Here is an 11,151-nt window from a genome sequence, read left to right on the forward strand (position 1 = left end):
GCGCTCAGGGCGCCGCGTTCTCGGGCATCGGCACCTCGCGCAGGCGCAGCGAGATCAGGCAGGCCAGCGCCGCAAGGCCCGCCGCGATCCAGAACACCGGGTGCAGCGCGTCGGAAAAGCCGGTGTAGACCGCGCTCTGCGCCGCGGCCGGCATCTGCGACACCATCTCGGCGCTGATCGATCCGATCCCGGTGCCGGCGCCCGCCGCCAGGTCACCGCCCAGGTTGCGTGCGAGGTTGGTGCTGAACAGCGCGCCGAAGGCCGCCGTGCCGACCGAGCCGCCGATCAGCCGGAACATGTTGGCGCTGGCGGTGCCGACGCCCAGCATCTCGCGCGGGACCGCGTTCTGAATCGCGGCGATGCCGATCGAGAACACCGGCCCCAGCCCGAGCCCGACCAGCACCATCGACAGGGTGACCTGCCACAGCGACGAGCCCGGCGCGAGGGTCGAGAGCGACAGCATCGCCAGCGCCAGCAGCGCGGTCGAGACCACCGGCATCCAGCGGTAGCGTCCGGTGCGGCTCATCACCCGGCCGGCCAGGGCCGACGAGGCGATCAGCCCGGCCATCATCGGCGTCAGGAACAGGCCCGAGACGGCGGGCGAGACACCCTGCACCACCTGCAGGTAGAGCGGCAGGAAGGTGATCGTGCCGAACATCGCCACGCCGACCATGAAGCCCACCGAATTGACCACCAGAAAGGTGTTGTTGCGAAACAGGCTGAGCGGCAGGATCGGCTCTTCGGCGCGGCGCTCGACCGCGATGAACCCGGCCAGCGCCGCCAGCCCCAGCCCGGCCAGCCCGATCAGCTCGAGGCTGCCCCAGGGCAGCACCGCGCCGCCGAGGTTCGACACCAGCACCGCGACCGAGAGCAGCGTCGCCAGCAAAAAGGCCCCGGCCATGTCGAGCTTGACCGCGCTGTCGCGTTTGACGTTGGGCAGCGCCGCATGCAGCACCGCCAGCGCCAGCAGGCCGACCGGGAAGTTGGCAAAGAAGATCCAGTGCCAGCTCAGCGCCTCGACGAGGAAGCCGCCGATCAGCGGGCCGATCACCGTCGAGACGCCAAAGACCGCGCCCAGAAGCCCCTGCGCCTGACCGCGCTGGCGCGCCGGCAGCACGTCGGCCACGATCGCCATCGCCACCACGATCAACCCGCCGCCGCCCAGCCCCTGTATCGCGCGCCCGGCAATCAGCACGCCCATCGACTGCGCCAGCCCGGCCAGCGTCGCGCCGGCGAGAAACACGAAGATGCCAAGCTGCACCACCACCTTGCGGCCAAAGAGATCGCCCAGCTTGCCCGCCACCGGTGCGCCGATGGTCGAGGCCAGCAAATAGGCGGTGATCACCCAGGTCATGTGCTCCATGCCGCCCAGATCGGCCACCATGATCGGCATGGCGGTGGTGACGATGGTCTGGCCCAGCGAGGCAAAGAGCAGCGTCGCCGCCACCGCCGCAAGGGCGATCCGGGTCTGCGCGGGGGTCTGGCCGGCCGCGGTCGGGTTTTGCGTTGTCTCGGTGTTCATGGCACATCTCCGGGGGCCGCGGGCGCAAGCCCCCCGGCCGATGACTCGTTGCTGATTGCATATATGTGCCATGTGCATATATATGTCAACAGCATGTAATTTGAGGGAGAGCCCGTGCCCGACCGTGATGACGACCTGAAACGACTGCTGGCGCAGGCCGGGATCGACGCCGATCTCAGCCAGCCGGCGCTTGAGTTGGATGCGATCATGCAGCATTGGCGCCGCCGGGTGGTGAAGCGCGAGCTGGGCCAGCGGGCGCTGGCCGACCTCGGGCTCGAACTCGACCTGCCGCTGCTTGACGTGTTGATGGTGGTCTGGGCCCCGACCAGCGATTTCGACGACACCGACGCGGGCGAGGTCATGGTCTCGACCGTCGCCACGCGGCTCGGGATCGATCCGTCGCGCGCCAGCCGGCTGACTTCGGAGCTGATCCGCCTCGGGCTGGTCCGCCGCGCCGTCAGCCAGGAGGACGCGCGGCGCGCCAAGCTCGAGCTGACCGAGGCGGGCGGGTGCATCGTTCAGGCGGTCCGGCGCTACAAGTTCCTGATCCTCGGCAATTTCCTCGCCGGCTGGACCGAAGCCGAGCTGGCCACCTTCATCCCGCTGCTGGAACGGTTCTCGGCCTGGTCAGAGGCCTCCGAGGACCCCAGCGGCCAGATCGCCGCCGAGATCGACCGGCTGCGCAAGAGCCTGTCGCAACCCGAGGACTGACCGCAGCCCCGGGGGTGCGCAGCGTTGAGCGCGACGCTGATCCGGGGTCGTGCCGTCTGCGGGGCGGGCGACCGCAGGCCGCCCGCCCTGTGGGCGCTATGCCACGCTGGCCGCCTCGGGGGCGGCGAGATAGCCGCGCCAGCCGCCGAACTCGCTGATCTCGGTCGCGCCGCCGAGGCCCGCCGCCTCGACCAGAAAGCCATGCACGCGGGTGCCGGTTTCCAGCTCGACGGTGCCGATCGACAGCGGCTGCGGGATGCCGGCGAGAAAGCTGCCGAGCGCGGTCTTCGGCAGGCTCCAGACCTCGACCTCGATCGCCGCCCCCGCCTCGCGCCGCAACAGGCCCGGCCGCGCCGGCGGCCCGCCGGCCAGCGCATAAAGCCCATAGCGCGGCGCGGTGCGCGTCGCCTCAAGCAGCCGACCACCGCGCGACGTCAGCTCGCCATTGAGCGGCAGCCCGGACATATGCGCGCCGCAGACCGCCAGCGCGATCTCGTCGTCCTTGACGGGTTGGTTCTCGTCCTCGCGCAGCGGCACCGGCCGCACCGCCGCGCCCTCCGCCTCGAAAAGCCGCGCCATCGCGGCGACCAGCCCGTCGGCGCCAGACCGCCCCAGCAGCGTCACCGACCCCGGCCGGCCGTCGCTGCGGGCCTCGGTCGGCACCGCCAGACCGCACATGTCGAGCAGGTTGACGAAATTGGTATAGGTCCCGAGGTTCGAATTCGGGGTGACCGGATCGGCCTCGAGATCGGCCAGCGTGTAGAAGGTCGGAATCGTCGGCACGCAGAGCAGGTCGAGCCCCGCCATCGCATCCTTGGCCAGCCGCTCCAGCTCTTTCAGCCGGTAGATGCCGCGAAAGGCATCCGCCGCCGAGAGCCCGCGCGCCGCGCCGATGATTTGCGCCGTGGTCGGATGCAGCGCCTCTGGCTGGCGCTGCATCAATCCCTCGACCACGGTATAGCGTTCCGCCACCCAGGCGCCCTCGTAGAGCATTTCGGCCACGTCATTGAACGGCGTCATGTCGATCTCGGTCAGGGTCGCGCCGCCGGCCTCGAGCCGCGCCAGCGCCGCGTCGAACATCGCCGCCTGCGCCCGGTCGCCGAAGAACTGCCGCGTGGCGGGGGACGGAACGCCGATCCGCAGCCCGGCGGGTGGTGGTGTCAGCGGCGCGGGCGCGATCGTGCGGGAATAGGCGTCGGCGGGATCGAAGGCGCAGGCGGTCTCGAACACCGCGTAGGCCTCGGTCACCGAGGCCGCGAAGATCGAGATCGTGTCCAGCGTGCGGCAGGCCGGCACCACGCCAGAGGCCGAGAGCGCCCCCAGCGAGGGCTTCAGCCCGACGATATTGTTGAGCGCGGCGGGCACCCGGCCAGAGCCTGCGGTGTCGGTGCCGAGCGAGAAGCTGACGAGGCCGTGACCCACCGCCACCGCCGAGCCGCTGGACGACCCGCCCGGCACCAGCGCCGGATCGATCGCGTTGCGCGGCACCCCATAGGGCGAGCGCACGCCCACCAGCCCGGTGGCGAACTGGTCGAGGTTGGTCTTGCCGATCAGCAGCGCCCCGGCGGCGCGCAGGCGGCCCACGACAAAGGCATCCTCCTCTGCCGTGTAGGCAAAGGCCGGGCAGGCCGCGGTCGTCGGCAGGCCTGCCACGTCGATGTTGTCCTTCACCACGAAGGGCACACCCCAGAGCGGCGTCGCGGCACTTTTGACCGGCAGGGCCGCCGCCTCGGCCTGCACCTCGGCCGTGTCGCGCAGATGCAGAAAGAGCGCCGGGTCGTCCACGGCGGCGATGCGGCGATAGACCTCGGCGATCAGCTCGGCCGGGGTCAGCCCCTCGGCATAGGCGTCCTGCAGCGCAGGCAGCGTCATCGGCAGATGTGTCAACATGGGGTCTCCTTCAGAAGGGCAGGCAAATGGGGCCGGCGACGTGACGCCGGCGATATGGGAGGGAGGGCGGCAGCAAAGTGGACTGGCGCCGGGGGTCAGGCGGCATGGAGGTCAGGCAGCCTGGGCCGGGGGCTGTGGCGCGGCGGCAACCAGCGCGCGGGTATAGGCGTGGTCCGGCGCGGTCATGATCCGCGCCGCCGGGCCGCGCTCGATGATCTCGCCGCTCTTCATCACCAGCACCTCGTCGCAGAGCAGCCGGACGACGTTGAGATCGTGGCTGACAAAGAGATAGGACATGCCGAGCCGCGCCCGCAGGTCGACCAGCAGGTTGAGCACGATGGCCTGGATCGAGACGTCGAGCGCCGCGGTGGGCTCATCGAGGATCAGCAGCTTCGGCTCCAGCGCAATCGCCCGCGCGATGCCGACGCGCGCCTTCTGTCCACCCGAGAGCTGATGCGGAAAGCGGCTGAGCAGCGGCTGCGGCAGGCCCACCAGTTCGGCCAGCTCGGCGACACGGGCCGCCGCCTTGGCGCCACGCATCCCGGCGATGCGCTTGAGCGGCTCGGCGATGGCGTCACCGGCGGTGCCGCGCGGATTGAGACTGTCGGTGGCGTCCTGAAACACCATCTGGATATCGCGCCTCGCGGCATGGCTGGCAAAGCGCGCCGCCGGCGTGGCCGCAATGTCCTGACCGTCGAACAGGATGTTGCCGCTCGTGGGGTCCTGCAGGCGCACGATCATCTCCGAGGTGGTCGACTTGCCGCTGCCCGACTCGCCCACCAGCCCCAGCGACTGCCCGGCCTTGATCTCGAAGGAGATGCCCTTGACCGCCTGCACCGGCCCGGCCTTGCCCGGGTAGGTCTTGACCAGATCGACCACCTCCAGCACCGGGCGCGAATGGACCTGATGGTGCGGCTCCGCGGTGCGGACCTCTGGCGGCAGCAGCCCGCGGATCGTCGCGCCGATGCGCGGCGTGGCGTCGACCAGCCGGCGGGTATAGGCGTGCTGCGGATCGGTGAAGAGCCGCGCCGGATCGCCCGCCTCGACGATCAGACCGTCCTTCATCACCACGATCCGGTCGCAATATTGCGATGCGAGGCCAAGGTCATGGGTGATCAGCATCAGGCTCATCTCGCGCGCCCGGGTCAGGTCGCGCACCAAGTCCATCACTGCCTTCTGGGTGGTGATGTCGAGCCCGGTGGTCGGCTCGTCGGCGATCAGCAGCTGCGGGTCGCAGGCCAGCGCGATGGCGATGACGATGCGCTGGCACATGCCGCCCGACAGCTCGAACGGATAGGCGTGATAGCGCGCGGCGGCGTCGTTGATCCGCACCGCCTCGAGCGCGGCGATGGCCTTGGGCCTGGCATCGCGGCGTGTGGCCCGGCCATGGCGGATCAGCACGTCCTCAAGCTGGTGCCCGACGCGGCGGATCGGGTTCAGCGCGGCGCGGGGGTTCTGAAAGATCATCGAGATCTCGCTGCCGCGAATGTCGCGCATCTGCCGCTCCGAGGCGTGGCGCAGGTCCTGACCGGAATAGCGGACCTCGCCGGTGCGGATCTCGCCGCCGGCATCGAGGATGCGCATCAGCGCGTAGGAGGTCACCGACTTGCCAGAGCCGCTCTCTCCGACGATGCCCAGGGTCTCGCCCCTGGCCACGTCGAAGGAGATGCCGCGCACCGCGCTGACCTCGCCCTTGCGGGTCTGGAAGGCGACCGAGAGGTCCTTGATCGACAGCATGTTCAGGTCCTCTTGCGGGGGTCGACGATGTCGCGCAACCCGTCGCCCAGAAGGTTGAAGGTAAAGACCGCCAGCATCAGCCAGAGACCGGGGAACAGCGCCAGCCACCACTCGCCGGAGACGATGTAATTCGCCCCCTCGGCCACCATGATGCCCCATTCCGGGGTCGGCGGGCGCACGCCGAGGCCGATGAACGACAGACCGGCGGCATTGAGGATTGCCCAGCCGAGGTTGAGCGAGACCTGCACCATCATCGGCGGCAGCGCGTTGGGGAAGATGTGCACCGCCAGCACCCTCAGGTCGGAGTTGCCCGCCAGTTTCGCGGCCTGGGCAAAGCCCGCGTAGCGGCGGATGTTGACCTCGGCCCGCACCAGACGGGCGTAGAACGGGATGTTGATGATCGCGGTGGCGATGATGATGTTCTCGACCGTGTTGCCAAGTGCCGCCACCACGCCCATCGCCAGCACGAAGAGCGGGAAGGCCATGATGGTATCGAGCAGGCGGTTCAGCACCGCGTCGATCCAGCCGCCCCAGTAGCCGGCGATGGAGCCCAGCACCGAGCCCAGCATGAAGCTGATCGCCACGGCCGCGACCGAGATCGTCAGGTCGAGCCGCGTCGCCACGATCACCCGGCTGAACACGTCGCGCCCGAGGCTGTCGGTGCCGAACCAGTGGTCCCGGCTCGGCGGCTCCAGCGCGCGGGGCGCATCGGTGGCCAGCGGGTCATAGGGCACCAGCGCCGGGCCGAAGAGCGCGCAGCCCACGAAGAAGGCGAGCATGGCAAAGGCCAGCAGCGTCACCGGGTTGCCCCTGAGCACATAGGCGATATGGCCCAGCGTGGTGTCGCCCTTGCGCGGCGGGGCGAGGGAGGTATCGGTCATTCAGGACACTCCGATCCGCGGGTCGATCAGCGCATAGGCGATGTCGATCACCAGGTTGAGAGCCACGAAGAGCAGCGCCATCGCCAGCACGAAGCCCTGCACCGCGGCATAGTCGGACACCACCAGCGCCTCGACCGCGTAAGAGCCGATGCCGGGCCAGGCAAAGACCTTCTCGACCAGCACGTTGGCGCCCAGGGTGAAGGAAAACACCATCCCCAGCGTCGTCACCACCGGCAAAAGCGCGTTGCGGAAGGCATAGGCATAGAGCACCTTGCCCCGCCCCAGACCAGCCGCCCGGGCGGTGCGGATGAAGTCAGACGACAGCGCCGTGAGCATCGCCGCCCGGGTCATCCGCGCGATCGGCGCCAGGGTGAAGAGCGCCAGCGTCGCCGCGGGCAGGATCAGCTGCTTCAGCGCGCCCAGCCAGGTAAACCAGTCGCCCGCCAGCGCAGCGTCGATCAGGTAGAAGCCGGTGACATGCGGCGGCGAAAGATAGATGAAATCCAGCCGCCCGAGTGGCGACGGCGCCCAGCCGGCAAGGTAGTAGAAGACATAGATCAGCACGATGCCGGTAAAGAACGTGGGCATCGACACCCCCGCCGTCACCAGCACCCGGCAGAGGTGATCGACCCAGGTGCCGGGCCGCGTCGCCGCGAGAATGCCCAAGGGGATGGCGATGGCGCAGGACAGCACCAGCGCCACCAGCGTCAGCTCCAGCGAGGCCGGCAGCCGCGCCGCGAGGTCGGCCGCCACCGGCTGACCGGTGGAAATCGCCTGACCGAGGTCGCCCCGCGCCAGATCGCCCAGGTAGAGGAAGAACTGCTGGATCAGCGGCTTGTCGAGGCCCAGCGCCTCGCGCACCTCGGCGATCGAGGCGGCGTCGGCGGCGGGCCCGGCGAAATAGGCCGCCGGGTCGCCGGGCAGCGCGCGGGTCAGCAGGAACGAGATCACCACCACCCCCGCCACCACCGGCAGCGCCTGGGCCACCCGGCCCAGGATCATCCGTGCCCGTGCCATCAGACCGAAGCCGAGGTCAGCGGCCGCACGTCAAGCTGACGGTGGAACCAAAACTCGTAATCGCTCGCGCCGTTCATCGCCACGTTCAGTGCCGGCTGCCACAGCGGGATGCGCGGCAGGTCCTCGAAGGCGATCTCGAACAGCCGCTTGATCTTGGGTGCATACTCGGGCGCCTCCATCGACATGTGCAGCGTCTCGTCGACCAGCGTCTCGACCTCGTTGTTGAGGTAGTTGGACGAGTTGAACAGATGGCCGTGCTTGTAGGCCCAGAAGAAGTAGTAATCCGGCGTGTTCAGCCAGCCGCCGAAGTTCTCGAGGTGCAGCGGCAGGCGCTTGTCGACCAGTGCTGCGGTGCGCCAGTTGGCACCGGGGATCTTCTCGATCTGGGTCTTGATGCCGATCTCGGCGAAGGCCTCCTGCATCAACAGCGCGGTCGGCTCCATCCAGTCGGCAAGGTCGAGGCTGATCGACAGCGGCACCTCGAAGCCGCCGGCATGGCCCGAGGCGGCCATCAGCTCCTTGGCCTTGGCCATATCCGTCATGTAGGGCGACTTGCGCGGCCAGGCAGTGTCGGTGATCTCGGCCTCACCGCCCCACATCGGCGCGCCGCGGCCATAGGCGGCGGTCTGGAAAATCGCTTCGTAGGGGATCGCATGGGCCAGCGCCTTGCGCACGTTGGCATCCTGAAACGGCTCGAATTTGGTGTTCGGGCAGAGGCAGTGGATGCAGTTCTCGATCGGCGTCGAATAGACCTCGACCCCCTCCTTGGCATCCAGCTCGGCGGCGTCCTTGTTGGGAATGTCGAACGACATCTGCACATCGCCGCGCTCGATCAGCGCCCGCCGGGTGGCCGGGCTCGGCACCTCGCGCAGGATCACCCGGCTGAAGGCCGGCAGCGGCCCGCCGGTCCAGGCGTCATTGCGCTCGTAGACCAGCTGCTGGCCCTGCTGCCAGGCGGCAACCTTGTAGGCGCCCGAGCCTGCGGGCGTGGTGTGCAGGTATTCCATCGCCCAGGGGTCGGCCTCGGTAGCATGGGCCTTGGCGACCTCGGCGTTGATGATGAAGGGCACCGGCACCGCGAGGTCCGGCAGGGTGAGCTTGGAGGGCCGGTCGAGGGTGATCACGAAGGTCGACTCGTCCACAGCCGCGAACTGGTCCGGGCGCTCGAGCCCGCCGGCCTTCATCTGCACCGTCGGGAAACCACCGACCGACACGGCCCGGTCGAACGACCATTTCACGTCCTCGGCGGTCACCTTGCGGCCATCCCAGAAGGTGGCCTCGGGGTTGAGCGTGAAGGTCATGGTCATGCCATCGTCGGAGATCTCCCAGCTTTCGGCCAGTTCCGGCACGATCACCGAATAGTCATAGGACAGCCCGCCCCCCGGCGCCGGCTTGGTGCCGAAGCTGACCAGCCGGTCATAGGCGTTGACCGCCACCTGATAGGACGCGCGGTTGGTGCCGGTGCGGTGCAGGTCGAGCGAGTTGATCGTCTGGCCGGTGACCACGACCAGCGTGTCGCCGGTGGCGGCATGGGCCGGCAGCGCCTTGAGAAAGGGCAGCATCGCGGCGCCGATCGTGCCGCCGGTCAGTTTCAGAAAGTCTCTGCGAGAGGAAGGTGCCATTGGGGGAAGCCTTTCGGATGAGGGAAGGGGCGTTTGGCCACAACTTCGCTCTCCCATGCGCTGCAAACAACTGTTAAGAACGCACACATCCGCTGCAAGAAACGCAACACTCCATGCGACACCTCCTCATCTACGACATGATCGAAGCGGTCCACCGCTCGGGCTCGATCCGCAAGGCGGCGGAGGATACCAATATCACCGCCTCGGCGCTGAACCGGCGCATTCAGGCCTTCGAGCAGGAATTCGGCTCGGAAATCTTCGAGCGTCTGCCACGCGGCATGCGGCTCAACCCGGCGGGCGAGCTGCTGCTGCACCACATTCGCAGCCAGCGGCAGGATCTCGCGCGGGTCAACTCGCAGGTCGCCGACCTCTCGGGCAAGCGCCGGGGGCACGTCAAGATCGCCTGTTCGCAGGCGCTGCTGCCGTATTTCCTGCCGCGCCAGATCTCGGACTATCGCACCGGGTTTCCCGGCGTGACCTTTGCCGTCAACGTCCGCGACCGGATTCAGGCCGAGCGCGATCTGGTCAACTTCGAGAGCGATCTGGCGCTGGTGTTCGAGCCGGCGCATATGGTGGATTTCGAGGTGCTGCACGCGGTGACCCAGCCGATAATGGCGATCATGTCGCGTGACCATCCGCTGGCGCAACGGTCCGAGCTGCGGCTGCGCGACTGTCTCGACTATGACCTCGTCCTGCCCGGCCCGCATTACGGCGTGCGCGCCTTGCTGGACCGGGCGGCGCAGCGCCTCGGCCGGCGGCTCGAACCGGTGATCGAGACCGAGAGTTTCGAGATGGTGCGCCATGCCGCGGCCTTTGGCCAGTCGATCGGCTTTCAGCTGCCGGTGGGTCTGAGCGCGGTGGCGCGGCCCGAGCTGGCCTATGTGCGGATCTCGGCGCGCGACATTGCCGGCGGCGAGCTGCTGCTTGGCCACCTGCGCGGCCGCACCCTGCCGGTGGCGGCGCTGAAGTTTGCCCAGCAGCTCGCCAAGGCGCTTGATGCGGTGACCGTGCCGGCCTGAGCGGACCGGGCCGCCCCCGAGGCGCAGGCGCCCGTGGGTCAGACCCCGGCGGCGGGCGCATCCTCGGTGGAAACCGTCGCTTTGTGATCGGGGCGCCCGAGCCCCTGCCCCGGCGGCGCGACGAGTGCCCGCGCCAGATGCGCCGAGGCGGTGACGCCGTCGACCAGCACCGGGCCGGACCGCGTGGACAGACCCGGCCGCAGCCGGGCCATGCCGGCGCAGCCCAGCACCACGGCCCCTGCCCCGGCGGTCTGCGCCTCGGCGATGCGTGCGGCCAGCCGGCGCTCGACCGCCGGCCCGCCCGCCTCGACCTCCAGCACCGCAAGCCCGGAGGCCAGCACTCCGACACAGGCCCCGGCATGGCCATAGGCCTGCACATTGGCCTCGATCACCGGCACCGAGACGTCGAGCGTCGTCACCACGCCGAAGCGGCCGTAAAGCGCCGCCAGCGCCATCGCCGCCTGCCCGAGACCCAGCACCGGGCAATGCGCCGCGTGCCGCAGGCGGGCCAGTCCGGTATCGTCGAAACAGCCGATGACGATGGCCTGGACACCAGCGTTGCGCGCCTCCGGCAGCAGCGCCAGCAGCCCGCCGACCGCCGCCGCGCCATCCTCGGGCCCTTGGATCGCCGGCGGGCCGCTGGCGTTGGTCCAGCCCTGCACATCGGCCCCGGGCAGCGCCGCCCGCGCGACCGAGACCATGCTGTCGGTCATTGCCGTGGTGGAATTGGGGTTGAGGTAGAGCAGGCGCAC

9 protein-coding genes are annotated in these 11,151 nt (G+C 69.2%); 2 read left to right on the forward strand and 7 right to left on the reverse strand.

Going from position 1 to position 11,151, the window contains the following annotated elements; translation table 11 throughout:
* Positions 1–4 precede the first annotated feature (4 nt).
* On the reverse strand, positions 5–1,522 hold the full coding sequence (locus VOI27_RS15755) for an MDR family MFS transporter (RefSeq protein WP_323766324.1): 1,518 nt from the start codon (positions 1,520–1,522) through the stop codon (positions 5–7).
* Positions 1,523–1,636: 114 nt separating this feature from the next.
* Between VOI27_RS15755 and VOI27_RS15760 the strand changes: the two genes are divergently transcribed.
* The gene (locus VOI27_RS15760) at positions 1,637–2,233 is read left to right on the forward strand and encodes a MarR family winged helix-turn-helix transcriptional regulator (protein ID WP_323766325.1); all 597 of its coding nucleotides are present in this window, start codon (positions 1,637–1,639) and stop codon (positions 2,231–2,233) included.
* Between the two features lie 96 nt (positions 2,234–2,329).
* Here the strand turns inward: VOI27_RS15760 and atzF are convergent, their stop codons facing one another.
* The 5 genes from atzF to VOI27_RS15785 form a co-directional block, all read right to left on the reverse strand.
* Positions 2,330–4,123: an allophanate hydrolase gene (gene atzF, locus VOI27_RS15765; protein WP_323766326.1), complete on the reverse strand. Its 1,794-nt coding sequence runs from the start codon at positions 4,121–4,123 to the stop codon at positions 2,330–2,332.
* 111 nt (positions 4,124–4,234) lie between these two features.
* Positions 4,235–5,860, reverse strand: coding sequence for an ABC transporter ATP-binding protein (locus VOI27_RS15770; RefSeq protein WP_323766327.1), 1,626 nt, complete (start codon positions 5,858–5,860; stop codon positions 4,235–4,237).
* Between the two features lie 2 nt (positions 5,861–5,862).
* The gene (locus tag VOI27_RS15775; RefSeq protein ID WP_323766328.1) at positions 5,863–6,741 is read right to left on the reverse strand and encodes an ABC transporter permease; all 879 of its coding nucleotides are present in this window, start codon (positions 6,739–6,741) and stop codon (positions 5,863–5,865) included.
* The gene (locus VOI27_RS15780) at positions 6,742–7,758 is read right to left on the reverse strand and encodes an ABC transporter permease (protein WP_323766329.1); all 1,017 of its coding nucleotides are present in this window, start codon (positions 7,756–7,758) and stop codon (positions 6,742–6,744) included.
* Positions 7,758–9,380 (reverse strand): ABC transporter substrate-binding protein, encoded by a 1,623-nt coding sequence (locus tag VOI27_RS15785; protein ID WP_323766330.1) that lies wholly within the window; start codon positions 9,378–9,380, stop codon positions 7,758–7,760. Before VOI27_RS15785 ends, VOI27_RS15780 begins: the two co-directional genes overlap by 1 nt.
* A 113-nt stretch (positions 9,381–9,493) precedes the next feature.
* Here VOI27_RS15785 and VOI27_RS15790 point away from each other — a divergent pair, with 113 nt between their 5' ends.
* Positions 9,494–10,399, forward strand: coding sequence for a LysR family transcriptional regulator (locus VOI27_RS15790; protein WP_323766331.1), 906 nt, complete (start codon positions 9,494–9,496; stop codon positions 10,397–10,399).
* 38 nt (positions 10,400–10,437) lie between these two features.
* On the opposite strand, the gene VOI27_RS15795 is transcribed toward VOI27_RS15790, so the two are convergent.
* Positions 10,438–11,151: an aspartate/glutamate racemase family protein gene (locus VOI27_RS15795; RefSeq protein ID WP_323766332.1), complete on the reverse strand. Its 714-nt coding sequence runs from the start codon at positions 11,149–11,151 to the stop codon at positions 10,438–10,440.

The organism is Marinovum sp. (genome assembly GCF_034669705.1).
Classification (GTDB): domain Bacteria; phylum Pseudomonadota; class Alphaproteobacteria; order Rhodobacterales; family Rhodobacteraceae; genus Marinovum.

Excerpts from the sequence above, each read along its gene's own strand:
- VOI27_RS15785 (WP_323766330.1), bottom strand. The coding sequence starts at position 9,380 with ATGGCACCTTCCTCTCGCAGAGACTTTCTGAAACTGACCGGCGGCACG.
- VOI27_RS15770 (WP_323766327.1), bottom strand. The coding sequence starts at position 5,860 with ATGCTGTCGATCAAGGACCTCTCGGTCGCCTTCCAGACCCGCAAGGGC.
- VOI27_RS15780 (WP_323766329.1), bottom strand. The coding sequence starts at position 7,758 with ATGGCACGGGCACGGATGATCCTGGGCCGGGTGGCCCAGGCGCTGCCG.
- VOI27_RS15790 (WP_323766331.1), top strand. The coding sequence starts at position 9,494 with ATGCGACACCTCCTCATCTACGACATGATCGAAGCGGTCCACCGCTCG.
- atzF (WP_323766326.1), bottom strand. The coding sequence starts at position 4,123 with ATGTTGACACATCTGCCGATGACGCTGCCTGCGCTGCAGGACGCCTAT.
- VOI27_RS15775 (WP_323766328.1), bottom strand. The coding sequence starts at position 6,741 with ATGACCGATACCTCCCTCGCCCCGCCGCGCAAGGGCGACACCACGCTG.
- VOI27_RS15755 (WP_323766324.1), bottom strand. The coding sequence starts at position 1,522 with ATGAACACCGAGACAACGCAAAACCCGACCGCGGCCGGCCAGACCCCC.